23 protein-coding genes are annotated in these 24197 nt (G+C 68.5%); 7 read left to right on the top strand and 16 right to left on the bottom strand.

Annotated features, from left to right (window positions below):
• Positions 1–17: 17 nt before the first annotated feature.
• The 6 genes from AC1DYD_RS24630 to AC1DYD_RS24605 form a co-directional block, all read right to left on the bottom strand.
• On the bottom strand, positions 18–884 hold the full coding sequence (locus tag AC1DYD_RS24630; RefSeq protein WP_478175383.1) for a MaoC/PaaZ C-terminal domain-containing protein: 867 nt from the start codon (positions 882–884) through the stop codon (positions 18–20).
• 81 nt (positions 885–965) lie between these two features.
• A complete protein-coding gene (locus tag AC1DYD_RS24625; protein WP_478175382.1) occupies positions 966–1631 on the bottom strand; it encodes a nitroreductase in 666 nt (221 codons plus the stop codon).
• Between the two features lie 13 nt (positions 1632–1644).
• The gene (locus AC1DYD_RS24620; protein WP_478175381.1) at positions 1645–2694 is read right to left on the bottom strand and encodes a phosphotransferase family protein; all 1050 of its coding nucleotides are present in this window, start codon (positions 2692–2694) and stop codon (positions 1645–1647) included.
• The gene (locus AC1DYD_RS24615) at positions 2691–3938 is read right to left on the bottom strand and encodes an acyl-CoA dehydrogenase family protein (RefSeq protein WP_478175380.1); all 1248 of its coding nucleotides are present in this window, start codon (positions 3936–3938) and stop codon (positions 2691–2693) included. The genes AC1DYD_RS24620 and AC1DYD_RS24615 overlap by 4 nt, the downstream gene beginning before the upstream one ends.
• 174 nt (positions 3939–4112) lie before the next feature.
• Positions 4113–4973, bottom strand: a complete 861-nt coding sequence (locus AC1DYD_RS24610; RefSeq protein WP_478175379.1) for an acyl-CoA thioesterase — start codon at positions 4971–4973, stop codon at positions 4113–4115.
• A 51-nt stretch (positions 4974–5024) separates the two neighbouring features.
• Complete coding sequence (locus AC1DYD_RS24605) at positions 5025–5816, bottom strand: enoyl-CoA hydratase/isomerase family protein (RefSeq protein ID WP_478175378.1); 792 nt, start codon at positions 5814–5816, stop codon at positions 5025–5027.
• A gap of 128 nt (positions 5817–5944) precedes the next feature.
• Here AC1DYD_RS24605 and AC1DYD_RS24600 point away from each other — a divergent pair, with 128 nt between their 5' ends.
• Positions 5945–7060 (top strand): Rv3169 family protein, encoded by a 1116-nt coding sequence (locus AC1DYD_RS24600; RefSeq protein ID WP_478175377.1) that lies wholly within the window; start codon positions 5945–5947, stop codon positions 7058–7060.
• 46 nt (positions 7061–7106) lie between these two features.
• Here the strand turns inward: AC1DYD_RS24600 and AC1DYD_RS24595 are convergent, their stop codons facing one another.
• The 10 genes from AC1DYD_RS24595 to AC1DYD_RS24550 form a co-directional block, all read right to left on the bottom strand.
• A complete protein-coding gene (locus tag AC1DYD_RS24595) occupies positions 7107–7898 on the bottom strand; it encodes an enoyl-CoA hydratase (protein ID WP_478175376.1) in 792 nt (263 codons plus the stop codon).
• A 22-nt stretch (positions 7899–7920) separates the two neighbouring features.
• The gene (locus tag AC1DYD_RS24590; RefSeq protein WP_478175375.1) at positions 7921–9132 is read right to left on the bottom strand and encodes an ABC transporter substrate-binding protein; all 1212 of its coding nucleotides are present in this window, start codon (positions 9130–9132) and stop codon (positions 7921–7923) included.
• A gap of 112 nt (positions 9133–9244) precedes the next feature.
• Positions 9245–9745: a hypothetical protein gene (locus AC1DYD_RS24585; RefSeq protein ID WP_478175374.1), complete on the bottom strand. Its 501-nt coding sequence runs from the start codon at positions 9743–9745 to the stop codon at positions 9245–9247.
• Positions 9742–10776: a phosphotransferase family protein gene (locus AC1DYD_RS24580; protein WP_478175373.1), complete on the bottom strand. Its 1035-nt coding sequence runs from the start codon at positions 10774–10776 to the stop codon at positions 9742–9744. Before AC1DYD_RS24580 ends, AC1DYD_RS24585 begins: the two co-directional genes overlap by 4 nt.
• A 10-nt stretch (positions 10777–10786) precedes the next feature.
• Positions 10787–11401 (bottom strand): histidine phosphatase family protein, encoded by a 615-nt coding sequence (locus tag AC1DYD_RS24575; RefSeq protein ID WP_478175372.1) that lies wholly within the window; start codon positions 11399–11401, stop codon positions 10787–10789.
• A 4-nt stretch (positions 11402–11405) separates the two neighbouring features.
• Positions 11406–12275, bottom strand: coding sequence for an SDR family oxidoreductase (locus tag AC1DYD_RS24570; RefSeq protein ID WP_478175371.1), 870 nt, complete (start codon positions 12273–12275; stop codon positions 11406–11408).
• 8 nt (positions 12276–12283) lie between these two features.
• Positions 12284–13435: an acyl-CoA dehydrogenase family protein gene (locus AC1DYD_RS24565; RefSeq protein WP_478175370.1), complete on the bottom strand. Its 1152-nt coding sequence runs from the start codon at positions 13433–13435 to the stop codon at positions 12284–12286.
• A gap of 66 nt (positions 13436–13501) precedes the next feature.
• Positions 13502–15058, bottom strand: coding sequence for a long-chain-fatty-acid--CoA ligase (locus AC1DYD_RS24560; RefSeq protein WP_478175369.1), 1557 nt, complete (start codon positions 15056–15058; stop codon positions 13502–13504).
• Between the two features lie 130 nt (positions 15059–15188).
• Positions 15189–16406, bottom strand: coding sequence for a 3-hydroxyacyl-CoA dehydrogenase (locus tag AC1DYD_RS24555; RefSeq protein WP_478175368.1), 1218 nt, complete (start codon positions 16404–16406; stop codon positions 15189–15191).
• Positions 16407–16765: 359 nt separating this feature from the next.
• Positions 16766–17758 (bottom strand): NADP-dependent oxidoreductase, encoded by a 993-nt coding sequence (locus AC1DYD_RS24550; RefSeq protein ID WP_478175367.1) that lies wholly within the window; start codon positions 17756–17758, stop codon positions 16766–16768.
• Between the two features lie 150 nt (positions 17759–17908).
• Between AC1DYD_RS24550 and AC1DYD_RS24545 the strand changes: the two genes are divergently transcribed.
• The 6 genes from AC1DYD_RS24545 to AC1DYD_RS24520 are packed head-to-tail and all read left to right on the top strand — an operon-like array spanning position 17909 to position 24195.
• The gene (locus AC1DYD_RS24545; protein WP_478175366.1) at positions 17909–18670 is read left to right on the top strand and encodes an SDR family NAD(P)-dependent oxidoreductase; all 762 of its coding nucleotides are present in this window, start codon (positions 17909–17911) and stop codon (positions 18668–18670) included.
• Between the two features lie 24 nt (positions 18671–18694).
• Complete coding sequence (locus AC1DYD_RS24540) at positions 18695–19906, top strand: ABC transporter substrate-binding protein (protein WP_478175365.1); 1212 nt, start codon at positions 18695–18697, stop codon at positions 19904–19906.
• Between the two features lie 21 nt (positions 19907–19927).
• On the top strand, positions 19928–20806 hold the full coding sequence (locus tag AC1DYD_RS24535) for a branched-chain amino acid ABC transporter permease (protein WP_478175364.1): 879 nt from the start codon (positions 19928–19930) through the stop codon (positions 20804–20806).
• 1 nt (position 20807) lies between these two features.
• Positions 20808–22616, top strand: a complete 1809-nt coding sequence (locus AC1DYD_RS24530; RefSeq protein ID WP_478175363.1) for a branched-chain amino acid ABC transporter ATP-binding protein/permease — start codon at positions 20808–20810, stop codon at positions 22614–22616.
• Positions 22613–23395 carry an ABC transporter ATP-binding protein gene (locus tag AC1DYD_RS24525; protein WP_478175362.1) on the top strand — a complete coding sequence of 261 codons (783 nt, stop codon included), beginning with the start codon at positions 22613–22615 and terminating at the stop codon, positions 23393–23395. The genes AC1DYD_RS24530 and AC1DYD_RS24525 overlap by 4 nt, the downstream gene beginning before the upstream one ends.
• Positions 23392–24195 carry an SDR family NAD(P)-dependent oxidoreductase gene (locus tag AC1DYD_RS24520; RefSeq protein WP_478175361.1) on the top strand — a complete coding sequence of 268 codons (804 nt, stop codon included), beginning with the start codon at positions 23392–23394 and terminating at the stop codon, positions 24193–24195. The genes AC1DYD_RS24525 and AC1DYD_RS24520 overlap by 4 nt, the downstream gene beginning before the upstream one ends.
• The last annotated feature ends 2 nt before the right edge of the window (positions 24196–24197 follow it).

Here is a 24197-nt window from a genome sequence, read left to right as displayed (position 1 = left end):
ATCGGTCGTCCTGTTGTTCAGCGGTCTTCCAGCACGCATTCGCCGCGGTCGAGGACGATCGCGTCGCGCTCCATTGCCCGTGCGCGGAAGCGGATCCTTTTGCCCTCGTCGAACAGCTCGATGCGGATCGTCTCTCCCGGGTAGGCAGGCTGCGTGAAGCGCACCGACATGGAGCGCAGCCGCTCGGGCCTGCGCGGGCTGAACTGCTTCAAGACCGCGCGACAGGCCAGGCCCATCGTGTTGAGTCCGTGCGAGATCGGGCGGTCGAAGCCCGCCTCGCGTGCGACCACCGGGTCGGCATGCAGCGGCATGTAGTCGCGGCTCACCAGCCGGTAGAGCAGCGCCGCCTGCGGCGCCGTGCGGTAGTCGATGCTGGCGCTCGGCGCTGCGCCCTCGCGCAGCGCACCGACGACCGGCGGCGCCACGCCATCGTTGCCGCAGCCGCCGTCGCCGCGCAGGAACTGGGTGGCATGCAGGCTGGCGATCGCCGCGCCGCTCTGCGCATCGGCGATCTCCGTGTCGAAGTAGATCAGCGCACCGCGTCCGGGGCCCTTGTCGACCACCGCGCGCACCCGGTGGGTGGCGCGGACCGTCGCGGCCAGCGGCAGCGGTTGGTGCAGCTCGAAACTCTCCTCGCCGTGCAGGATGTTGACCCAGTCGATGCCGGCCGCCGGCTCGGCATGCCAGAAGTCGGGCCAGCCCAGCACCATGCACTGGCTGGGCACGGCGGCCTGCGCGCGCGCCTCATAGGCATAGAGCAGCTCATCCTCGTCAAGCGGGTCCGAACCGATGCCCAGGCCCAGCGCATACAGCGCGCTATCGCGCCAGTCGTAGCCCTGCAGTGTGGGCTCGAAACGCCGTTCGATGACGTGCTGAAGGTTCATGGCTGGCCGCTTGTCTCCGGAATCGAATACCTTGAGCATACATAATGATATGCATGCGTACTACCTATGGTAAGTACCGGGTCAGCGGTGGAACCGCACCGCTTCTCCGGTCGTCGCCCGGCCTACGCGGGCGGCGTTGGCCTTGTTCCCGGGGTCCTCGTAGCCGAAGGAAACGCCGAACAGCAGCCGCTGCGAATCCGGCAGGCCGAGCGCTTCGCGCACGATGCCCGGATAGAGTCCCAGCGCCCCTTGCGCGCAGGTGGCGATGCCGCGCGCGGTCATGGCCAGCATCAGGGTCTGCGCGTACATGCCGATGTCGGTCGCCTCGCGCGTGTCGAAGGGATGCGGCATGAAGATGAAGACGGCGTGCGGCGCGCCGAAGAAGGCCAGGTTGCGCACATAGGCGGCGCGCCGGCCGACGAGGTCGGAGCGCTCGACGCCCATGGCACCGTAGAGTTGCTGGGCGGCATCGACCTGCCGGGCGCGGTAGATGCCATCGAACTTGCCGTCCGCCGGCCAGTCGGGCGCGATGGGCTCGCCCTGTTCGCCCGCCTCGACCAGGGCGGCCGACAGGCGCCTGAGCGTGTCGCCGGAGACCACATGGGGCACCCATGGCTGGACATTGCAGTTCGAAGGCGCGCGCTGGGCGACGGCGAACACCTCGTCGAGCGTCGACTGCGGCACTTCGCGCGGCAGGAAGCCGCGCACCGAGCGCCGCTCCAGAATGGCTTGGTCGACCGACATCATGGCCTCGATCCGGCTATCGGCCATCGATCAAATGCGCACCGCGCTTCGCATAGGCCCGCGCCAGCTTGCGTCCGACCCGGGCTGCATCCGGCAGGAAGCCGTTGCCGGCCTCGCCCCGCACCGCCACGCCGGCGCTGCCGACGGCGCCGCGAAACATCGCGAACACCTGGTGGAAGGTTGTCATCCGCTCGGTCGAGCCTGCCAATTCGTAGTAGCGCTCCAGGTACGCCTCTTCGGTCGGAATGCCGAGCTCGGCCAGCGGCAGGCCCAGCAGGCCGCCGTTCTCGTCCGGCGCCATTCGCCAGGCTTGGCTGTTGAAGGCGACGTCGACCAGCGGGTGCCCGAGCGTGGAAAGTTCCCAGTCGATCACCGCGACGACCCGCGGCTCGCTCGGGTGGAACATCATGTTGGTGATGCGGAAGTCGCCGTGGCACAGCGCCAGCGTGTCGCTGGCGGGCACGCGTTCCGACAGCCAGGCGACGATGCGGTCAAGATCGGGATTGTCGTCATCGCCGCGACGGAACTGCGCCCACTGCTGCGACCAGCGACTCAGTTGACGCGCGAAATAGTTGCCCGGCCGTCCGTAGTCGCCGAGGCCGACCGCACGGAAATCCAGGCTATGCAACGAGGCCATCGTGGCACCCATCGAGTCGTACATCGCGCGCCGCTCGTGCGGCGCGACGCCGACCATCTCGAAGCCCTCGAACACCCGGCCGTCGATGCGCTCCATCAGATAGAAGGGCGTGCCGATCACCTCGCGGTCACTGCAGAAATGCAGCGGCGTCGGCACCGGGATCGCGCTGTCGCGCAAGGCGTTGAGCACGCGGTATTCGCGGTCAATCGCATGCGCCGACGGCATCAGCACCGCATTGGGCTGCTTGCGCAGCACCGCCCGCCAGTCGGCGCGGCGCAGAAAGTAGGTCGGGTTCGACATCCCGCCAACGGTGCGCACCACCACGAGTTCACCCGTGGCCTCGGGCAGCACCTGTCGCAGGTAGCCGTCGAGCCGGACCGGATCGAAATCGATGCCACGCCCGGCGGCGGTTTCGCTGGCCTCGCTCATGTTGTCGCGCGCTTGCCCGCGAAGCCGAACAGGTACTGGGCGACCCGGCGCATCTGGATCTCTTCCGAGCCCTCGGTGATGCGGTAGCGGCGATGGTGGCGATAGATGTGCTCGAAAGGCAGCGCGCGCGTATACCCGATGCCGCCGTGGACCTGGATCGCGCGGTCGGCGGCCTCGCAGCACAGCCGGTTGGCGCGGAAGTTGCAAATCGACACCAGGTCGCTGATCTCGAGCGGATCCTGCTGGTCCATCCGGCTGGCGACCTGAAAGATGAAGTTGCGCACCATCTCGCACTCGGCGTAGAGCTCGACCAACGGAAACTGGATCGCCTGCTTCTTCGACAACGGCTCGCCGAATGCGATGCGGTTGACCGCGTACTTCGCCGACTCCGTGATGCAATAGCGCGCCGCGCCGGCGCTCGCCGCGGCCTGGCGAATGCGGTTCTCATGGATGAAACGCTGGGCCAGCACCAGCCCCTGGCCCTCCTCGCCGAGGATCGCGCTGTCGGGTACGCGGACATTCTTCAGTTCGACTTCCGCATGGTCGCTGGGCATGTTGAAGGTCCAGTGGTTGTAGGCGATGCGGTGGCCGGGTGAATCGGTCGGCACGATGAAGGCCGTGATGCCGAGCGCATCGCCCGGCTTGCCCGAGGTGCGCGCAAACACCAGGTTGCCGTGCGCGCGTTGCACCTGGCTGTTGAAGCGCTTCATGCCGTTGATGACCCAGCCATCGCCATCGCGCACGCCGGTGGTCTCCAGCCAGGTCGCATCGCTGCCGTGGTTGGGCTCCGTCAGCCCGAACGACAGGTGGCGGTCGCGCCTGATGATGCCCTCGATGTAGCGCTTCTGGTCCGGCGTGCCGTAGGCATTCAGCACCGGCACGATCGGGAAGTTGCCGACGATGGACGATTCGTCCTGCAGGTCATTGTGCAGACCCAGTCCCTTGCCCGCCAGGTGCTCGCGAATCGCGGCGATCGCGAGGTTCGGCGCGGCCTCGCCGCCGCAGGCCTTGGGCAGGCCGTAGCGCAGGTGACCCGCCTTGTCGGCCCGGCGCTCCATCTCGGCGATCAGGTCATGCCATTCCTTGCGCGGAAAGCCGTCGTTCTCCCAGTCGGTGCGCGCATATTCGCGGCGATGGTCGAAAAACTGCATGTTCTCGCGCTCGAGCGGCTTGATCTCAGCTTCGATGAAGGCATCGAGCTCGGCCAGCTTGGCGACGATTTCGGGAGGGAACTGATAGTCCATGCGGGAAGCTCCTGATGAAGGCGAAACAGTCGCCGGGTCTCGTGATTTATTTGGTATGCGTCAAATACCTTACCTATGCGTACGACCAGCGTCAACAGGTGCAACCCGCTGCCATTCGGCGCGCGTCGCTGCGTCCCGGCCCTGGTCAAAGAAAACGCGTGACGCAGCGTCACATCAGCTGTGATCCGGCGTCATCAGGCTCTCCTGCGTGGCGCTGGCGACCAGCACGCCGTCCCGGTCGTGGACGGTGGCGATCGACAGGCCGCGCCCGCGGCCCGCGGCGGGGCTGCGGACGTCGAAGAACAGCCACTGGTCGGCGCGCACCGGCCGATGGAACCAGATCGCGTGGTTCAGGCTGGCCACATGCAACCGAGCGCCGTCGCGATCGAGTTGCGGCACGTGGATGCCGACGCTTGCGAAGTTGAGCCACCAATCCGACAGGTAGGCGAATGCCGCGGCCTGCAGCGCCGGTTCGTCGGGCAGCGGTTCGCGCGTGCGCAGCCAGTAGCTCAGCCCGGCCTCCGGTGCGCCCAGGCCCAGGCCCTGTTCGACGTTGCCGACCCGCACATCCAGCGTCGAGGAACCCAGCGGATAGCCGACCGTGCGCCAGACCGCGTCGGCGGTCTCGGCCGGGAGCTCCTCCATGCGCGGCAGCGACTGTGGATCGACACCCGTCGCGCGCGAGGCGACGGCGTGTTCGGGGCTCGGCAGCGCGGTCGCGAAGCTCACCTGCGCATCGAACACCATCCGGGCCGGCGCGCGGTCGGTCGCGGACTGGCTGCCGCGCACGTGGCGCGACGCGAATCGCCGGCCCTCCTGCAGCACCGTGACGTGATGGTCGATCGGCCTTGCCGGGTCGGCGCTCTGCAGGAACATGAACTGCAGCGCCGTGACCTCGCGATCCGCCGGCACCGTCATTGACGCGGCCATCAGCGCATGGGCCAGCAGCTGGCCGCCGAAGACGGTGCCGCGCGCGTTCGGACTCGCGTAGCGATTGCGGAAGCTCGACGGACCGGCCGGCTCCAAGCGGAGCAAGGGCGCGAGGTCGCGGGATGTCCAAGCCGCAACGGCGTCCGCGCGCATCGCTCAATGGCCCAGGAACCGGGGCTTGCGCTTCTCGACCTGTGCGGCGATGCCTTCCTGCGCGTCGTCGCTGGCCGAAACGCGCGCCAGCGTCAGCGCCTCGTCCTCCAGCTGCGCCTCGAGCTGGGCGGCACCCGCCTTCATGAACAGGCGCTTGGTCTCGCCATAGGCCAGCGTCGGGCCGGCGGCGAGCTTGCGCGCGAGCGCCAGCGCGCTGTCCTGGAGCTGGTCGTCGGCCACGACCTGGTCGACCAGGCCGGCACGCTGCGCGTCCTCGCTGCCGAGGACCTCGGCCAGCAGCACGAAGCGGCGCGCGCGCGCCATGCCCATGCGGGCAGTGAGGGTCACGGTGGAGCCCGAATCGCAACTGAAGCCGAGCTGGGAAAAGGCGGAGCCGAGCCTGGTCCCGGTGCCGGCGATCACGACGTCGCACCCCGCCAGGACGGCCACGCCGCCGCCCATCGCAAAGCCCTGCACGGCCGCCACCACCGGCACCGGCAGCCGCCAGAAGCGCTGCAGGCCCATGTGCAGCTCGGCGGTCCATTCGCGCACCAGGGGCGCCAGCCGGTCGCGCGCCGGATAAAAGGTCTTCAAATCGCCGCCGAAGCTGAAGTTCGAGCCCTCGGCCCGCAGCAGCACGGCGCGCAGGCCCGGCGTGTCGAGCAGGCCGGAGGCGATCTGCTTGAAATCGCGGCCGAAGGGACCGTCGATGGGATTGCCCCGGGCAGGCTGCGCGAGCGAGAGAATGGCCAAGCCGTCCTGCAGCTCGACGCGGATGGAATCGGTGGATTGCATGAAGTTCAGTCTCCTTTTTTCGGCTGCGGTGTGAGGGCAAACCCGGCTACCGTTCGATAGCAGACTATACACTTGCGTATTAGAATTTCACAACCACTACTGCGGCCTGTCGGGGCCTCGTGAACCCTATGTTGACTCCTCAAGACGACCTCATCGGCCACCAGCTTCCGACCACCTTCGACCAGATCGACAACAGCGATCCGGCGTGGATGGAGCGGCTCTGGTACACGGGCCACCCCACTCCCGCCAGCGACCTGATCTTCGACATCGGCCTCGGCTACCACCCCAACCGCAACGTGATGGACGCCTTCGCCGGCGTGGCCGTGCCGGGCCGGCAGTGGAATTTCCGTGCGTCACGGCGGCTGCGGCCCGACCCTCTGACCACCCGCGTGGGTCCGCTGTCGATCCAGGTCATCGAAGGCCTGCGCCGCCACCGGCTCACGCTCGGCGAGAACGACTCGGGCATCCGCTTCGAGATCGAATTCATCGCCACCATGAACGCCCACGAAGAAAAGGCCCACATGCGACGTCGCGAAGGCCGCGTGACCGAGAACATGGCCCGCGGCCAGCAGCTCGGCCGCTACAGCGGCTGGCTGGAATACGACGGCAAGCGCGTCGAGATCGACAGCGCCAGCTGGATGGGGCAGCGAGACCATTCATGGGGCGTGCGGGCCGAGATGCGCACCGACGAGACCACGCCGCCCCTTACTTTCTATCCGCCCTTCTTCTACTGCTGGACCACGGCGCAGTTCGCCAACCGCGGGCTGCACATCTTCTTCAAGGAGCGCGCGCCGGGCGAGAAGATCTACCTGTCGGGTGAGGAGGTCTTCACCGTCGGCAGCAAGGTCTCCGGGCGCAATCAGCTGGTCGACGTGCAACACGAGGCTCGCTGGCTGGACGATCCGCACGGCCAGTCGATGGCCTCGATGGAATTCCAGCTGAAGTTCGCCGACGGCAGCGAGCGGCCGGTCTCGGTCCGGGTGCTGCCGACCAAGTACTTCCTCAAGGGTGGCCTGTACGGCGGCCTGGATGGATGGTTCCACGGTGACGACCGCGGTAAGCTGTACTTCGAGCACGAGGTCTGGGACCTGAGCGATCCGGGCACACGCCAGCGCGTGCGGACCCTGGCCGACCAGGTGATCGAGGTGCGCGACGGCGACGAGGTCGGCTACGGGATCATCGAATATGGCGTGGGCAAGGGCTATGCCGCCTACGAATCGGTCCAGATGCATCCGCCGATCTGAGGCAGCGCTGCGCTGAACGGCGCTCGCGCCACCGGGTCGGGCTCATTCATGCGCCACCCTTGGCCCTCTTGCGCCGTGCCACCATCGCTGCGACACGGGCATCGATGTCCGTGCTGCTGACCCTGGCGTTGTTCTCCAGCGAGGCGCGCCGCTCGAGCGCGAGCGCCTCCTGCAGCGGCAGGTTCCATTCGTCGTCGAGCAGGCGCTTGTAGATCTTCAGCGTCTCGGGCACGGCCGCGGCCATGTCGCTGGCGATCGCCTCGGCCTTGGCCATCAGTTCGGCCGGCGCGACCACGTGGTTGACCAGTCCCCAGGCCAGTGCTTCCTCGGCGTGCAGGAAACGGCCGCTCAGGGCGAGTTCCTTGGCGCGGTTGATGCCGACCAGGCGAGCCAGGCGCACCGAGCCGCCCCAGCCCGGCAGCAGTCCGACCCGTGCGTGAGTGTCTGCGAACCGCGCTTCGGTGGATGCGACGAGCAGGTCGCAGGCCAGCGCGATCTCGACGCCGCCGGTCACCGCCATGCCGTTGATGGCACCGATGACCGGACCCGAGAAGGACTGCAGGGCCTTCACCGGATCGTTCTCGTAGGCACCGGCCGCGAGCTTGGGCGAGACCGCCCATTCCTCGAGGTCCATGCCGACGCTGAAGGCGCGGCCGGCTCCGGTGAGGATGAGGACGCGCACCTCGGGATCGGCCTCGAGCTCGGCGATGGCGGCAGCCATTTCGCCGCGCAGTTCGTTCGACAGCGTGTTGAACTTGTCCGGACGGTTCAGCACCAGCGTGGCGAAGCCCTCGCTGTTGCGGATGACCTGGATGGTCTTGTAGCTCTGGGCGGTCATCCGTGGGCCTTCGGCATGGGCGTCACTGCATCTTGCATTCAGGGCTCGGCGGCGGGAACAGCTTGGCGCCTGGCTCGATGCTGCGCATCGCAAAGGTGGTGGCCTTGCCGTCGGCCGTCTTCACGACCTCGGCGACGCCATGTTGCCGAATCAGCGTGTGGTCCGCCGCGCGCATCTCGACCTCGCCGTAGATCGTGGGCGCCTTCAGGCCCGCGAGCGCCGTGCGCACGGCCGGCACGTCGCTGCTGTTGGCCTTGACGATGGCCGCGCGCAGCATCTCCATCGCCACCATCATGTCGGCATCGGTATAGATGGGCTTGCGCTTGTAGCGCGCCTCGTAGGCCTTCACGAAGGCGGCATTGCGCTCGCCGGGCATCGTGTTGTGATAGCTCAGGCCGTTGAGCACGCCCAGCACGGAATCGCCCTGCGCCGACAGCTGGAACTCGGTGGCGAAGCCGTTGCCCAGCACCGTCTTGTACTTCTCGAACAGGCCGAACTGCTTCTGCTGCTTGGCGAAGGAATTGCCGTCGGACATGTACAGCGTGACCATCAGCGCGTCGGCGGGCTTCGACAGCTGCGTGATGTAGCTGCCGAAGTCGGTGGTGCCCTGCGGCGCGAACAGGTTCTGCTGCACGGTGCCACCCTCGGCCTTCACCATGTCGGCGAACTTGGCCGCAAAGGTGTGGCCGACCGCATAGTCCGGCGAGATCACGTTCCAGGTCTTGGCGCCGGACTTCCTGACGAAATCGCGCAACATCGCGGTGTAGACGGCGTCGGGCGTGGTGACACGGAAGAAGTTGGGCTGGCAGGCCTTCGTCATCAGGTCATCGCCCTGCGAATAGGCGTCGATCATCAGTGCGTTGAGCCCGTCCAGCTTGGGCGCGATGGCGAGCGAATGCGAGGTCGGCGTCTGGCCGGTGATGAAGCGCGCACCGCCCTGCTCCACCAGCTTGTTGGCCGCCGCGATGGCGCTGGCCGGCGTGCCGGCATGGGCCTGCACGATGACCTCGAACTTGCGACCCAGCGCGCCGCCCTGGGCGTTGAGCACCTCGACGCCGACGCGCGCGGAATCCTCCACCAGGCTCGCATAGGTCGCGAAGGGTCCGCTGTCGATCGTCAGCACGCCGATCTTGATCGGGTCGCCGGCCTGCGCCGAAGCGGCCAGCGGAAAAGCCAGCGCGAGCGCGGCGGCGGACAGGGCGCCGACGGCGCTTCTACGGGTGATGCGGGTCATGGTGTGTCTCCTTGCCTTTGGCAGGCCTGTCATGCACTAGCGTACGATATGCATCGAATCTATTACAAAAATGGCCACTGTCAAGCGGTGCAAGCACGGGCCCGCAGGCCCTTCATTCCTGGTCTTCCGAGCCGCTGGACATCTCGGCGAACAGCGGCCGGGGCGCGTTCTTCAGCTCGATGCTGAGTTCGGCGCGCATCGCAGTGCGCAGCAGCGTCTCGATGGCCGCGGCCGTCTCCGGCACCAGCTGGTCCTTCTGCGCGTCCAGCCAGGCGAGCAACTGGCCGATGGCGACATTGCCGGTGTCGCGCATCGCCAGCAGCTCGGCGATCGGCACCGATTCGGGCACGGTGCCCACGGGCAGTGCCGGCAGCGATGCCGCCTGCGGCGAACCCTGCAGCACCTCGGCGACGCCGTCGAGCGCGGTGCGCTGGGCCGCGATCTGCTGCAGCAGGAAGCCGGCCGACCAGTCGGCACGCACCTTGAAGGTGTTGAGCAGGTTGATGACGCCGAACACCTGGCCGCGGGCGAATTCGTCGTCGAGGCGGCTCAGCACCTCCTTGCGCAAGGTGGCGTTCATGCCGTCGATCAGGCGGGCGAAGGAGTTGTTCATGAGGCGGCCTCTATGGTCTTTTCCATCTGGCGCAGGCAGGTCGCGATCTGGCTGCCCATCGCCGGCATGCGCATGTCGTTGAAGCGCCCTTCCTCGAAACAGCGCGCGGCCGCCATGTGCGTGGCCGCGAGCTTGAGCAGCGACAGCGCCTGGTAGTAGCGCACCGAGGCCATCGAGACTTCGAAGCCGGCCTTCTCGCCATAGCGCGCGTAGAACCAGTCGGGCTCGGCCAGGCGGCAGATCAGCTTGCTGCCACCCATGTACATCGGCAGGCTGGCCCAGCCGAGGTCCTCGTGCGGGTCGCCCAGGTGCACCAGCTCCCAGTCGAGGATGGCGGTGATGCGCCCGCCCTGCTCCAGGAAGTTCCCCGTGCGGTAGTCCCCGTGGACGATCGCCACCCGCGGCGCCACCGGGCTGTGCTGCTTCAGCCAGCGAATGCCCCATTCGGCCTGGGGAAAGGGGCGCATGGCCCAGCGTGCGATCTGGGCTTCCCAGTGGTCGACGTTCTGGTGCGCGGCATTGGCCGCGGTGATGCCGTGCGCCATCTCGGCAATCGGCTTGTCCTGCCAAGGCACCCGGTGCAGCGCGGCCAGCGTGTCGATGAACTGCTCCGCCAAGTGCCTGCGATAGCCCTCCTCCAGGCCCGGCTCGCTGGCCGAGACCCAGGGCACGACCGCATCGCCGGAGACCTTCTCGCAGAACATGAAGGGCGCGCCGAGGATGGAGGCGTCGTCGCTGCTCCAGTAGGCCCGCGGCACCGGCACGCCGCTGCCTTCCAGCGACTGCATCGACAACACCTGCGGCTTCGCGCTGTAAGGCGCGAACAGGCCATAGTCTGGACCCAGGCGCAGGATGATTTCCTGCGTGGCGCCGCCGGGGTCGATCCCGGTGACGGGCACCGCGTAGGTCAGCCACGAGAAGCCGACCGGAAAGCGCCTGACCGCGCCGACCTGCACCGGATGGCCCAACTGGGCCGCCAGGTAGGCGGCGATCTTCGGCGCCAGCGTGCTGTCGTCTATGAGCGTTTGCATGCGAATCTGTTCATGTCGGAGGGGTGGGCCGCCGCTTCGTGGGCGGCATGTGGCCGCGCTCGTTCACGCTGGCAACGCCGATCGTGCCGGTGCCCAGCAAACGCAGCCGCGTGATCGATCCGTAGCCGGGCGCGAAGTGCACGATGCGCGCCAGACCGAGGGCATGCGAGAGCACAACGTTGATCGGCAGGCCATGGGTGAACACCGCCACGTGCGCATCGGGCTCGCTGTGCTCGACGGTCGCGGCCAGCGCGCCCAGCACCTCGCTGCGAAAGGCATCGGCATTGCCGCCGAAAAAGGCGATCGGATCGTCGAGGAAGCGGCCCCACTCGTGCTCGCCCAGGGCGCGCAGGGTCTCCGTCGACCGGTAACGATCGACGTGGCGATCGGCTTCGGCCCAGCCCTCGATGCGCTCGATCGGCAGGCCCAGCGCATCGGCCAGTGGCTGGGCCGTCTGGGCGGCGCGCGCGAGCGGGCTGCTCACGATGCGCGTGATGCCCTCCTGCGCCAGCCGCGCCGCCACGGCCCGGGCCTGCGCGAGCCCGTCCGCACGCAGCGGCGGATCGTGCGGGCGCTCGGCATCCTCCTCGTCGGGGCGCCCGTGTCGGACCAGAACCAGCCGCATCGCTTCAGCCCTGCTGCCGGAGCAGCTCGGGCAGGGTCGCGCGATGGAACCCCTCGAACGGCGCGCTCTTGTGATGCGGGACCTGCTTCCACGTGCCGCGCGCATTCGGCGTGCCGCCGTCGACGCGCACGCAACTGCCGGTGATGTAGGCCGCGCCCGGCGACAGCAGGTACACGATGGCCGCCGACACCTCGGCCTCGGTGCCGAAGCGCTGCAGCGGCACGGTGGGCGGAAACTCCAGGATCTTCGCCTTGGCCTCGGGCGCGTAGGTGTCGAAGCCACTCGATGCGATGCCGCCCGGCGCGACCGTGTTCACGCGCACGCCGGCGGCAGCCCATTCGCAGGCCGCCGTCTCGCTGAGCGTGAGCATGCCGCCACGCGCCGCCGCCGAGTGGGCGAAGTCGGGCCAGCCGTGCCAGATGTCCGCAATGATGTTGACGATCGCGCCGCCGTGGCCTTCCATCCAGCGGTTGTAGGCCTCGCGCATGAAGATGAAGCCGCCGGTCAGATTGTTGCGCACCACCGCCTCGAAGCCCTTGGTCGAGATGGTCTTCATTGCCGTGCGGTATTGGCCGCCCGCGTTGTTGACCAGGCCGTCCAGCCGGCCGCGCGCATTCAGCACCGCGTCGATGGTCTCGCCGACCATGGCTTCGTCGCGGATGTCGCAGGGATGGGCACTCGCACTGCCGCCGTCCTCGGCGATCTCGCCGCGCACCTGCTCCAGCTTCTCGGCCGTCCTGCCGACGAGGGCGACATGCGCGCCCAGCGATGCCAGTTCGTGCGCGGTGCAGCGGCCGATGCCGCTGCCGCCACCGGTCACGATGATGGTCTGGCCCTCGAACAGCCCCGGGCGGAATATGGATTGATAAGGCATGACGGCTCCTAGAGGTATTGCACCGCAACGCGGCCGATGCGCTGGCGCGCGATCACGAGCTTCATGATGCCGGCGGTGCCATCGCCGATCTCCAGGCCCATCACGTCGCGCATGCGCTGCTGGTGCGGCAGGTCCTTCGACCAGCCGTAGTGGCCGAAGGTCAGCAGGCACTGGTGGATCACGTCGAACGCGGTCTTCGGGCCCATCCACTTGACCATCGCCGCCTCGGTGGTGTGCGGCTCGCCGGCATCGCGCAAGGCCAGCGCGTGATACGACAACTGCCGCACGGCGGCGATGTGCGATTCGCCCTCGGCGAGAGGGAAGCTCACGCCCTGGAACTGGCCGATCGGGCGTCCGAAGGCCTCGCGCTCCTTGGCATAGGCCCAGGCCTCGTCGAGCGAGGCCTGGGCCGCGCCGCAGCACTGCAGCGCGATCAGCGCGCGGCTGTAGTCGAAGCCCTGCATCACTTGCGTGAAGCCCTTGCCCTCGTCACCGAGCCGGTGGCTGGCGGGCACCCTGACCTCGTCGAAGAAGACCGATCCGCGGCCGATGATGGCGCTGCCGACATCGTCGAAGTGCGTGCGCTGGATGCCGGGGGAGGTCCCTGGAATGAAGAAGGCCGACACGCCCTTGGCGCCGTCCTCGGGGCGGCCGGTGCGCGCGAAGATCAGGTAGGCATCCGCACGGTCGGCGAAGGTGATCGAGGTCTTCTCGCCATTGATGACGTAGTCGTCGCCGTCGCGCCGCGCTTTCAGCTGCAGGTTGCTGGCGTCGGAGCCGCCGCGCGGCTCGGTCAGGCAGATGGCCACCACCGCCTCGCCGCGGATCATCCGCGGCACCCATTCCTCGACTAGTTCGGGGCTGGCGTGGCGGATCAGGATGGCCGCATTGAGCGACACGCCCACCGGAACCGCGCTGATGTTGAAGTCGCCGTAGGCGAGCTCCTCGGCGATCAGGCCAGCGGTCACCGCATCGGCGCCGAGGCCGCCCAGACGCTCGGGCAGGTCGACCCCGATCAGGCCGATGCGGCCCATTTCGGCGAGCAGATCGCGGTCGAGCACACCGAGCTTCTCGCGCTTCTGGTAGTCGGGCAGGAGCCGTTCGCGGGAGAAGCGGCGCGCGGACTCCTGCAGCGCTTTCTGGTCGTCGGTGAGCACCATCGGGTATGTCTCTTGAAGTGTGTGAGTTTATCGTTCGGTAGTGTACTAGTTTGGCTGCCGTGCGCGTCAGATCTTGCGCTCGTGGCCGACCCAGTACGGATCGCGCAGCACGTTCTTGCGCACCTTGCCCACCGGCGTGACAGGCAGCGGATCGGCGCGGAACTCGATGCTGCGCGGGCACTTGTAGCCGCCGATCAGCGTGCGGCAATGCGCGATCAGTTCCTCCGCGGTGGCGCTGGCGCCGTCCTTGAGCACCACCACTGCATGGACCGCTTCGCCCCACTGCTCGCTCGGGATGCCGATCACCGCTGCCTCGCGCACCGCGGGATGCAGGAAGAGCGCACGCTCGGGCTCCACCGAATAGACGTTCTCGCCGCCGCTGACGATCATGTCCTTGACGCGGTCGGCGACATAGAGAAAGCCGTCGTCGTCGAGGTAGCCGGCGTCGCCCGTATGCATCCAGCCATCTCGCAGGGCAGCCGCAGTCGCGCCCGGATTGTTGAGGTAGCCCATCATCAGGAAGTCGCTGCGCACGATGATCTCGCCGATCTGGCCGACCGCGGCATCGGTGCCGTCGGGCAGCACCACGCGGATCTCGTTGCCGAACGCGGCCTGGCCGGCGGAGCGCAGCCGCGGCGATTTCTCGCCCGAGACGATGTGGTCGCGCCAGCGCAGCATGGTGGCGAAGCCGCCGGTCTCGGTCATGCCATAGATCTGGTAGAAGCCCCAGGTCGGCACCATCTCCATCGCCCGCAGCATCAGGCCCTCGGGCATCGGCGAGCCGCCGTAGATGCAGGTCTTGAGGCTGGTCAGGTCGTACTTCTTGAAGTCCGGATGGCTCAGCAGCATATTGACCATGGTCGGCACCAGCACGGCGTTGGTGACCTTGAATTCTCCGATCGCCTTCATCACCGGCAGCGCCTCGAACTTGGGCAGCACGACATGCGTGCCGGCCGCCAGCGTGATGTACCAGAGCGCGCTCGCGCCGGCAAAGTGGAAGTAGCCGGCCACATAGAGGAAGCTCAGGTCTTCCACGCTGGGCAGCAGCGCGAGATAGCAGCAGGTCGCCAGATAGACGCCCTTGTGCGACATCGCCACGCCCTTGGGGTGGGCCGTCGTGCCGCCGGTGTAGAAGATGACGTAGAGATCGTCGTCGGCGCGGTTGGCGTCGGCCATCGGCGCGTGCCGCTCGATCAGTGCCTCGAACGACAACATGCCGCTCGGCGTCGGCCCTTCGCCCATGTGGATGAGGGTCCTGATGCCCGGCATCTGGCTGCGCAGCGCCTCGGTCTGGTCGAGGAAGCTGTCATCGACGAACAGGACCTCGGCCTTCGAATCCGTCAGGGCATAGACGTTCTCCGCCACCGACCAGCGAACGTTCAGCGGCGCCAATGCGCCGCCGGCCCACGGCACGGCGAAGAACAGCTCCAGATAGCGGTCGGAGTTCATCGCGAGCACCGCGACGAAGGCACCGTCACGCACCCCCAGCGCGCGCAGCGCGGCGGCCATGCGCGGCACGCGCGTGCCCACTTCCCTCCAGGTGCGCTGCCTGCCACCGCTGATCGTGGCGACGCGGTGGGGATTGCACTGCACTGCGCGCTTGAGCAGTTGGGTACCCTGCATGGTCGGTCCTTGTATGACGGAGTTGCTTTCGCGGCCCGCCGTGCGCGGCACGGCTTTCACATGATGTACACGCCCATACGTTACGCTACTGTACGATATGGCGCCAGCCCGGGATTCCCCTAGCTCGCGCTCAGGCCGTGTGACCGAAGCCGCGCGGGTCTTGCGCGCGTTCGCGCAGCCAGGGCGAGGGTCGGAAGCGCTCACCATGGCGATCGGCGAGCGCGTCGCATTCCGCCACGAAAACGGCGATGCCGCGCCGCGCCACCTGTGCCAGCACGCCGCCTTCCGCCACCGGGAATCCGAGTCCGAGCACCGAGCCGCGGTCGGCATCCTGCGCGCTGCGCACGGTGCCCTCCTCCAGGCAGCGTGCGGCTTCCATCGCCTGGGCATGCAGGAGACGGCGCGTCACGCCAGCCGTGTCCGGCTGCACGTCGAGCGCCGGATACAGCTGCGCAAGGCCGGGCCAGAGGCGCTTCGGCCCCTCGGCCGGGTAGTCGTAGAAGCCACCGCCCTCGCGCCGGCCGCGCCGCCCCAGCGAGGTCACCATGCGATCCAGCACCGGCCAGGCCAGCGGCCGGCAGAACCGCTGCGCCAGCCCGTCGGCGCGCGCCTGTTTCGCCTGCTGCCAATTGAGCGCCAGCCCGGTCTCGTCGAGCATCGCGAGCGGTCCGATGGGCAGCCCGGCGGCAGCGGCGCCGGCTTCGATGGCTTCCGGCCGCACGCCCTCGGCCAGCATCGCAGCCGCTTCGTCGAGGTACGCGGCGAAGACACGCGAAGTGAAGAAGCCCGGCCCGTCGCGCACCACGATCGGCTGCTTGCCCAGGCGCCGCACCCAGTCGAGCGCCGTATCGACGGTCGCGTTCGAAGTCGCCTGGCCGACAACCACCTCGACCAGCGCCATGCGGTCCACCGGCGAGAAGAAGTGCAGGCCGATGAAGCGCTCCGGCCGGGACAGGGCCGCGGCCAGCCCGCTGACCGGCAGGCCCGAAGTGTTGGTGGCGATCAGGGCATCGTCCGCCACCACCGCCTCGATGCGGCGCAGCACTTCCAGCTTGGTCTCGCGCTCCTCGGCCACCGTCTCGACGACCAGGGCGCAGCCGGCCAGGTCGGCCGGACCGGCAGCCGGCGACACGGCCCCGATCAGCGCCGCGCGCGCCTGCGGCGTCATGCGGCCACGCGCGACACGCTTGTCGAGATCGGCACCGAGGCGCTCGACCCCGCGTCGGGCTGCTTGCTCGTCGCGCCCCAGCAGCAGCACCTCCAGGCCGGCGGCAGCGGCCGAATGGCACAGACCCAGTCCCATCAGGCCGGGGCCGACGATGCCGATGCGAAGTTTGTCGTGGTTCATCTCAGTTTTCCACCACGCGATCGCGTGACCCGCGACGCATGAAACGCAGCTGACATTCGGTTCGGACACCAGGGGCGCGTGCCGAGGCCACCGGGTGGCCCCCTCCGCGAATGTCCCCCGGCTTCGCCTCCTCCTTGATTTCGCTGCGGGGGCCACCCGATGCCCTCGGCACGGGTAAGGCGGTGTGGTGCTGGTCGATGAACCATCGCCGTGACGGATCACGTCGATGGTGTGCTCTGCGCAGCGAAATCAAGGAGGAGGCCGCAGGCCGGGGGACATTCGCGGAGCAGAGTACGCCGTCGGCGTGAGCCCGCCCCGCCTCACCCAGGCCGCATCGAATCGAAAAGCTCCGTTTCATCTCAGACCCTCACCAGCATCTTGCCGACATTGGCGCCCGCGAGCTGCCCGATCAGGGCCGCGGGCGCAGCCTCCAGCCCGTCGGCCACCTGCGTGCACGGCTTCAGGCTGCCTTCGTCCAACCAGCGCGCGAGCCGCGCCTCGGCCTCGTCACGGCGCGCATAGTGATCGAACACCACGAAGCCCTGCATGCGGATGCGCCGCGCCACCAGCAGCCCCGGCACGCCGCGCGGCCCCGGGGCGGCCGAGGCCCGGTCGTATTGAGCGACCGCGCCGCAGCACGCGACACGGCCGAAAGGATTCATCTGCGGCAGGGCCGCTTCCAGGATGTCGCCGCCGGTTCCGTCGAACATCGCGTCGATGCCATCGGGGCACGTCGTCTTGAGCGCCGCACGCAACCCGCCCAGCTTGTAGTCGATCGTCGCGTCGGCGCCAAGCTCCTCCAGCAGCCAGCGGCATTTCTGCGCTCCACCCGCCACGCCGACGACCCGCACGCCCGCGCGCCGAGCCAGCTGCACCACCACGTTGCCGACGCCGCCGGCCGCCGCCGACACCAGCAGCGTCTCGCCGGCGCGCACCGAGGCGATCTCGAACAGGCCGAAGTAAGCCGTGAGGCCCGTGATGTCGAGCACGCCGGCCAGTTGCTCCAGCGGCCGGCCGGCGTCACGCTTGCGCAGTTCCTGTGGTGCTGTCACGCAGAAGTCCTGCCAGCCCAGGTCGCCGCTCACCACATCGCCCGGTGCGAAACCGGGCGCGCGCGACGCCACCACTTCGCCCACCCCATACGCGGCCATCACCTCGCCGGGCTGCAGCCGCGGTCTGTAACTGTGCATCGACATCCACATGCGCTGCGCGGGATCGACCGAGCTCATGCGCACGCGCACGAGCACCTCTCCGTCCCGCGGCTGCGGCGCCGGCGCCTCGCGCCAGGCGAAGTGTCCGGCGCCGAGCGCCCCGTCGGGGCAGGCAAGGTAGATCCACTGGCGATTGATCATGGGCAGGCAGGCGTTGATTGCGCGATCCCCGACACCGAGGGAAAGCACGTAGGAATGCAGTCTCGTATTTCTAATGCACTTGCGTACGATACGCACACATACTAGATACGTCAATTCAACCCGCTACGGGTCAACCACGGAGATCTGCGGATGAACTCGATCGATCTCGCCGGGCGCACGAGCGTCATCACGGGCGGTGGCAGCGGCATCGGCCTGGCCAGTGCCCGCCGCTTTCTCGAATCCGGCGCACGCGTGGAGTTGTGGGGCCGCGATGGCGACAAGCTGCGCGAAGCCGCGACGTCGCTCGCCGACCGGGGCACCGTTACATGGCGCGCGGTCGACGTCGCCGACCATGCGGCCGTGCAGCGCGCGGCCGACGAGGCGCAGCGCGAGCTCGGGCAGGTCGACATCCTCTTCAACAACGCCGGGGTCGCGCTCGAGGTCTGTCCGATGATCGAGATGTCGCTGGACGCCTGGCACCAGAACATCGCGATCAACCTGAACGGCGTCTTCTACGCCTGCCGCGCCTTCGTGCCCGCCATGGTCCGGCGCGGCTGGGGCCGGGTCATCAATGTCTCGTCGATGGCGGGCAAGGACGGCAATGCCTTCCAAAGCGCCTATTCGGCCGCGAAGGGCGGCGTCATCGCCTTCACCAAGAGCCTGGGCAAGGAACTCGCCACCAGCGGCGTCACGGTCAACGCGATCGCGCCGACGCTGTTCGAGACGCCCCTGGCCATGGCGACCATGGCCAAGGCACCGGCCGCGATGCAGGCGGTCATCGAGAAGATCCCGATGCGCCGCATGGGTCGCGCCGAAGAAGCCGCCGCCATGGCCGCCTGGATCGCCTCGGACGACTGCTCCTTCACCACCGGTTTCACCTTCGACCTTTCCGGCGGCCGTGCCACTTACTGACAACACCGAGACAAAGGACAAGTTATGACAACCCTCTCCAACGGCATCTCGCGGCGCTCCCTGCTCGGAACCGGCGCCATCGTCGCGGGCGGACCACTGCTGGCGGCCGCGCAGAGTGTGTTCGCGCAGACCGGCGACACGCTCAAGATCGGCTCGGCGCGCGCAATGACCGGCGTGGTCGCCGGCTCCTTCGCGCCGCTCTATGTCGGCGTGAAGATCGCGGTCGAGGAGATCAACGCCGCGGGCGGCATCCTCGGGCGCAAGGTCGAGATCATCGAGGTCGACGACGAAAGCTCGCCCGCCAAGGAACCGGCGGTGATGCGCAAGCTGCTCGACAGCGGCTGCCAGGCGATCCTCGGTCCGGTCGGCAGTTCGCACAGCCTTGCCGCCGTGCCCACGACGACCGCAGCGAAGGTGCTCCATGGCGCGGGCGGCTGGGCCGAGGAATTGGCCGACGGCACGAAGTATCCCTATCAATACCAGTTCACTTACAACACCGGCCTGCAGGGCGAAGCGGTGGCGCGCCACATCGTGGACCAGCTCAAGCTCAAGAAGGTCGGCATCCTGCTCGAGAACACCGGCTTCGGCGAGTCCGCCACCGCTGCGACCGTGCGCGCGCTGAAGCAACGCGGCATCGAGCCGGTCGGCGTCGAGACCTATCCGCTCAACGCCACCGATCTCAAGGTCTACGTCAACAAGCTGCGCGGCGCGGGCGCCGAGGCGCTGGTGCTGTGGAACGCGGCGGCCCAGGGCATGGTTCTCACCGCCGCTGCGCTGCAGTCGGCCAAGTGGTATCCGGCGCTCCTGGGCGGCAACGGCATGTATTCGAACGCGGTGCTCGACAACGCCGATCCGGAGGTGATCAAGAACGCCTACGCCACCCTGCTCAAGACTTGGACCTACTCCGCCACCGAGCCACCTGCCGCGCGGCAGGTCGCCTATGCGCAGAAGGTGCTCACCTACCCCGAAGCCAAGACCTGGGAGATCAATGCCGCCATCAGCCCGTTCTACGACTACCTGCAGCTGCTGAAGGTGGTGGTCGAGAGCGAGAAGCGCCTCGACACCGAGCGCATCAAGAAGGCCTTCGACGCCACGAAGAACTACGACGGCATGATCGGCCGCATCAGCTTCACGCCCGAGAACCACTGCGCGCTCGATGCCAGCCAGATCGTGATGGTGACGCTGCTGTCGGGCAAGGACCCGAAGGCGATGCGGGTGTTCAGGGAACGCGCCTGAGCGCGCCGTCCGCGCAACGCCATGTGGTTCGACGTCCTCGTCTCCGGCCTCACGTCGGGCAGCCTCTACTGCCTGGTCGCGGTCGGCTTCAACATCCTCTACCGGCCCACCAAGGTCTTCAATTTCGCGCAGGGCGACTTCGTGATGCTCGGCTCGATGGCCAGCGCCCTGTTGATGACGCAGATGAAGTGGCCCTGGCTGGCGTCCCTGGCGGCGGCGATGGCGCTGGTCGCCGTGCTGTCGCTGCTGGTGGAGCGCATCGCGGTCGCACCGGTGCTCAAGCGCAGCACCAACGGCACGGCCTGGATCATCACCACGCTCGCGGTGTCGATGATCGTGACCAACCTGGTCGGCAAGATCTGGGGCGCGGACCCGGTGGTCGTCGATGCGCCGGCGCCGCTGTCGAACGACACGCTCTCGCTGGGCGTGCTCAATATCTCCAGCTACCAGATCGCGCTGATCGGCCTCACCATCGCATTGGTCGTCGTGGTCGAGCTGCTCTACGGCAGCCTCTGGGGCAAGGCGGCGATGGCGGTGGCGGAAGACCGCGACGCGGCACTCCTGCGCGGCATCGACCCGGTCGCGATCAGCCGCTGGTCCTTCGCCCTCGGCGGTGCCTTCGCGGCGCTGACCGGCGCGCTGGCTTCGCCAGTGACGAGCGCTTCCACCAGTCTGGGCGGCATGCTGCTGCTCAAGGGCTTCGCGGCCGCGGCCATCGGTGGCCTCGGCAGCAACCGCGGCGCCTTGGCTGCCGGCTACGCGATCGGTCTGACGGAAGCTGCGAGCGCTCTGCTGCTGTCGCCCGGCTATCACAACGCCGTGATGCTGGTGCTGGTACTCGCGATCCTGCTGGTGCGCCCGGGCGGCATCTTCAGCTCCCTGGAAGCGCGCACGGTCTGACATGATGAACGCCTCGGCCCTCTCGACCCACCCGGCGCAGGCCACGCCGACGCGCGGCATTCCCAGGTCCGTCTTCGCCATCCTCGTGATCGCCGCCCTCTCGCTGCCGCTCTGGTTCCGCGGCGACTATGTCCTGTTCCTCGCCACCCAGGCCGGCGTGATGATGCTGGTCGCGATCGGACTCAACTTCCTCACCGGTTATGCGGGCCAGGTCTCGCTCGGCCACGGCGCCCTGGTCGCACTGGGCAGCTACGCCACTGCGCTGCTGATGGTCGACGCGCACTGGTCGTTCTGGTCTTCCGCGCTGGTGGGCGTGGCGGTGGCCACCATCGCCGGCCTGGTGATGGCGCTGCCCGCATTGCGGCTGTCGACCTGGTACTTCGCGCTCGTCACCCTCACCTTCGCGCAGGTGGTCACCGACCTGCTGGTCGAATGGCGCGGTCTGACGCGCGGCTTCTCCGGCATCGTCGGCATTCCAGCGCCAGCCATCGGCGGCCATCCGCTGAGCCCGGTGCAGGTCTACCTGGTGATAGTGCTTTGCGTGGTGCTGGCCTTCGTCGCGATCCGCAATCTGACGCTCTCGCGCTATGGTCGCGGCATGATCGCCGCCCGCGACAACCCGCTGGCGGCCACTGCATCGGGCGTGTCGCTGCTGCGCATCAAGCTGTTCGCCTTCGCCGTGAGCGCGGCGCTCGCGGGCCTGGCCGGCGCCTTCTTCGCGGTGCAGAAGACGGTGATCACGCCGGAGGATTTCAGCGCCGACTTCTCCATCTTCTTCCTGCTGACGATCGTGGTCGGCGGCTTGGGCAAGCGCTGGGGTCCGGTGGTCGGCACGCTGATCTTCTTCCTGCTGCCCGAGCTGCTGGGCGCGCTGCAGAGCTGGCGGCTGCTGATCTACGGCGTGTTGCTGCTGGTGCTGATGGTGTTCGCACCGCATGGGGTGATGGGCATGCCGTTGTGGCGGCGCTGGCGGGTTCGCGCCGCCACCCGCGACGAGACAGGCGCGGATGCGGTGAGCGCGCGGCCGGTCGCTCGCCTGGGCCTGTCGGTGAACGCGCTGCACAAGCAGTTTGGCGGCGTCGCTGCGCTGCGGGGCTGCACGCTGGCGGCGGAGCCGGGCAGCACGCATGCGCTCGTCGGCCCCAATGGCTCGGGCAAGACCACCACGCTCAACGTCATCAGCGGCTTCATCCGCAGCGACAGCGGCAGCGTGCGCATCGGCGATACCGACGTCAGCGGCCGCGCGCCGCACCGGATCGCCCGCCTCGGCGTCGGCCGTACCTTCCAGACGCCGAAGCTGCTGCCCGACGTGACCGTGCTCGACAACGTGCGCCTCGGCGGCTTCGCGAGCGAGCGCGCGACGGCCGTAGAAATCGCGCTCGGCCTGCCGCGCGCGCGCCGCGACCGGCACGAAGGTTCGGCCGCCGCGATGGCGCTGCTGCGCTTCGTCGGCCTCGGCGAGCGCGCGGACGCTCTCGCCGGCGACCTGCCGCACGGGCAGCAGCGGCTGGTCGAGATCGCCCGTGCGATGGCTGGCCACCCCTCGCTGCTGCTGCTCGACGAGCCGGCGGCCGGCTTGTCGATGGACGAGCTCGATCGCCTGGCCGCGTTGATCGAGGCCATCGGGGCGCTGGGCACCACCGTGCTGATCGTCGAGCACCACCTTGAGCTGATCGCACGCATCAGCCGCTCGGTCACGGTGCTGGACCGCGGCACGGTGCTGGCAGCCGGCACCCCGGACGAGGTCTTCAGCCATCCCGAAGTCGCGCGCGCCTACATGGGCCGGGAAGGTACGGGGGGTTCGCGATGACCGGCAACACACCCCTGCTGCAGGTGCGCGGCCTGCACGCCGGCTACGGCCGCGTGAGCGTACTCGAAGGCGTCTCGATCGACGTGCCGGCGCGTGGCCTCGTCGCGCTGGTCGGCAGCAACGGCGCCGGCAAGTCGACTTTGCTGCGCGCCCTGTCGGGGCTGATCCGCAGCACGGCCGGCGAGATCGTGTTCGGCGGCGAAAGCCTCGCGGGTGCGACGCCGGGCCGGATCGTCGAACGCGGGCTGCTGCACGTGGCCGAGGGCCGGCGCCTCTTCCGTACCCAATCGGTGCGCGACAACCTGCAACTGGGCCTGTGGGGCGCGAAGCTGGCGAAGGCCGATGCGGCGGCTCGCTTCGACCGGGTCTACACCCTCTTTCCCGTGCTGCACGAGCGGCAATCGGTGCGCGCCGGCATCCTGTCGGGCGGCCAGCAGCAGATGCTCGCCGTGGCGCAGGCGCTGATGCACGCGCCGCGCCTGCTGATGCTCGACGAACCCTCGCTCGGCCTGGCGCCGGCCGTCATCGACCAACTGCTCGATGCGGTGGTGCAGCTGCGCGCCGACGGCACCACCATCCTGCTGGTCGAACAGATGGTGGAGCGCGCGCTGCAGATTGCCGACACCGCCTACGTGCTGCAGAACGGCCGCGTCATCGGCCACGGTCCTGCGCGCGACCTGCAGGGCAGCGACCTGATCCGCCGGGCCTACCTCGGCGTCGGTGCCACGGCGCCGGCAGCCCAATCCTCTCCTTCCTTCTCCACGAAAGTCACACCATGAAGCTCCAGGGAAAGTCCGCCATCGTCACCGGCGGCGCTCGCGGGCTGGGCCGCGCCTATGCCCTGCGCCTCGCCTCGCTGGGCGCCGATGTCGCGATCATCGACCTCAACCTCGACGGCGCGGCCGAATTCGGCGAGCGGCTCGGCGCGCCCAGCGTGGCGGCCGAGATCGAACAGCTGGGCCGCCGCAGTATCGGCATCCAGGCCGACCTGACGCGACGCGACCAGGCCTTTGCTGCGATCGAGTCGGCACTCGCCGCGCTCGGCCGCATCGACATCCTGGTCAACAACGCCGGCGGCGCGATCACGCCGGCCGAGCGCAGCCTGGCCTCCGTCGCCCCGGAAGAAGACACGCGCCTTCTGATGGACGTCAACTACATGAGCACGGTGCACTGCTGCCAGGCCGCGGCCCCGCAGATGCAGCGGCAAGGCAGCGGCGTCATCGTCAACATCTCGTCCCAGTCAGGCATCACGACCTACGACCAGGGTCTGCTCGCCGCCTACGCGGCGGCCAAGGCCGCGGTGACGCACTACACCCGATACCTGGCCGCCGAGCTCGGCCCCAAGGGCATCCGCGCCAACTGCCTGGCGCCGGGCGTGATGCTCACGGCGCGGGTCGCCGCTCAGGCGGCCGCGCGCGGTATCGGCACCGATGCCGAGGCGGCCAAAGTGCCGCTGCGTCGCCTCGGGCAAGTAGAGGACTGCGCAGGCGTGCTCGAGTTCCTTGCCACCGACCTGTCGCAGTACGTCACCGGCCAGGTGATCTCGGTCTGCGGCGGCGCGGTCCTCACGCCCAACTGAGG

Source organism: Variovorax sp. P4_B11 (assembly GCF_056402355.1).
The sequence above is the reverse complement of the archived record's forward strand: the minus strand, read 5'-3'. Positions and strand labels throughout refer to the sequence as shown.

Bases quoted from the DNA above. Each gene is read 5' to 3' on its own strand.
- AC1DYD_RS24540 (WP_478175365.1), top strand. From the start codon at position 18,695: ATGACAACCCTCTCCAACGGCATCTCGCGGCGCTCCCTGCTCGGAACC.
- AC1DYD_RS24590 (WP_478175375.1), bottom strand. From the start codon at position 9,132: ATGACCCGCATCACCCGTAGAAGCGCCGTCGGCGCCCTGTCCGCCGCC.
- AC1DYD_RS24605 (WP_478175378.1), bottom strand. From the start codon at position 5,816: ATGCAATCCACCGATTCCATCCGCGTCGAGCTGCAGGACGGCTTGGCC.
- AC1DYD_RS24615 (WP_478175380.1), bottom strand. From the start codon at position 3,938: ATGGACTATCAGTTCCCTCCCGAAATCGTCGCCAAGCTGGCCGAGCTC.
- AC1DYD_RS24585 (WP_478175374.1), bottom strand. From the start codon at position 9,745: ATGAACAACTCCTTCGCCCGCCTGATCGACGGCATGAACGCCACCTTG.
- AC1DYD_RS24600 (WP_478175377.1), top strand. From the start codon at position 5,945: ATGTTGACTCCTCAAGACGACCTCATCGGCCACCAGCTTCCGACCACC.
- AC1DYD_RS24630 (WP_478175383.1), bottom strand. From the start codon at position 884: ATGAACCTTCAGCACGTCATCGAACGGCGTTTCGAGCCCACACTGCAG.
- AC1DYD_RS24595 (WP_478175376.1), bottom strand. From the start codon at position 7,898: ATGACCGCCCAGAGCTACAAGACCATCCAGGTCATCCGCAACAGCGAG.
- AC1DYD_RS24620 (WP_478175381.1), bottom strand. From the start codon at position 2,694: ATGAGCGAGGCCAGCGAAACCGCCGCCGGGCGTGGCATCGATTTCGAT.
- AC1DYD_RS24625 (WP_478175382.1), bottom strand. From the start codon at position 1,631: ATGATGTCGGTCGACCAAGCCATTCTGGAGCGGCGCTCGGTGCGCGGC.
- AC1DYD_RS24575 (WP_478175372.1), bottom strand. From the start codon at position 11,401: ATGCGGCTGGTTCTGGTCCGACACGGGCGCCCCGACGAGGAGGATGCC.
- AC1DYD_RS24530 (WP_478175363.1), top strand. From the start codon at position 20,808: ATGATGAACGCCTCGGCCCTCTCGACCCACCCGGCGCAGGCCACGCCG.
- AC1DYD_RS24580 (WP_478175373.1), bottom strand. From the start codon at position 10,776: ATGCAAACGCTCATAGACGACAGCACGCTGGCGCCGAAGATCGCCGCC.
- AC1DYD_RS24525 (WP_478175362.1), top strand. From the start codon at position 22,613: ATGACCGGCAACACACCCCTGCTGCAGGTGCGCGGCCTGCACGCCGGC.
- AC1DYD_RS24535 (WP_478175364.1), top strand. From the start codon at position 19,928: ATGTGGTTCGACGTCCTCGTCTCCGGCCTCACGTCGGGCAGCCTCTAC.
- AC1DYD_RS24570 (WP_478175371.1), bottom strand. From the start codon at position 12,275: ATGCCTTATCAATCCATATTCCGCCCGGGGCTGTTCGAGGGCCAGACC.
- AC1DYD_RS24550 (WP_478175367.1), bottom strand. From the start codon at position 17,758: ATGATCAATCGCCAGTGGATCTACCTTGCCTGCCCCGACGGGGCGCTC.
- AC1DYD_RS24545 (WP_478175366.1), top strand. From the start codon at position 17,909: ATGAACTCGATCGATCTCGCCGGGCGCACGAGCGTCATCACGGGCGGT.
- AC1DYD_RS24565 (WP_478175370.1), bottom strand. From the start codon at position 13,435: ATGGTGCTCACCGACGACCAGAAAGCGCTGCAGGAGTCCGCGCGCCGC.
- AC1DYD_RS24555 (WP_478175368.1), bottom strand. From the start codon at position 16,406: ATGAACCACGACAAACTTCGCATCGGCATCGTCGGCCCCGGCCTGATG.
- AC1DYD_RS24520 (WP_478175361.1), top strand. From the start codon at position 23,392: ATGAAGCTCCAGGGAAAGTCCGCCATCGTCACCGGCGGCGCTCGCGGG.
- AC1DYD_RS24560 (WP_478175369.1), bottom strand. From the start codon at position 15,058: ATGCAGGGTACCCAACTGCTCAAGCGCGCAGTGCAGTGCAATCCCCAC.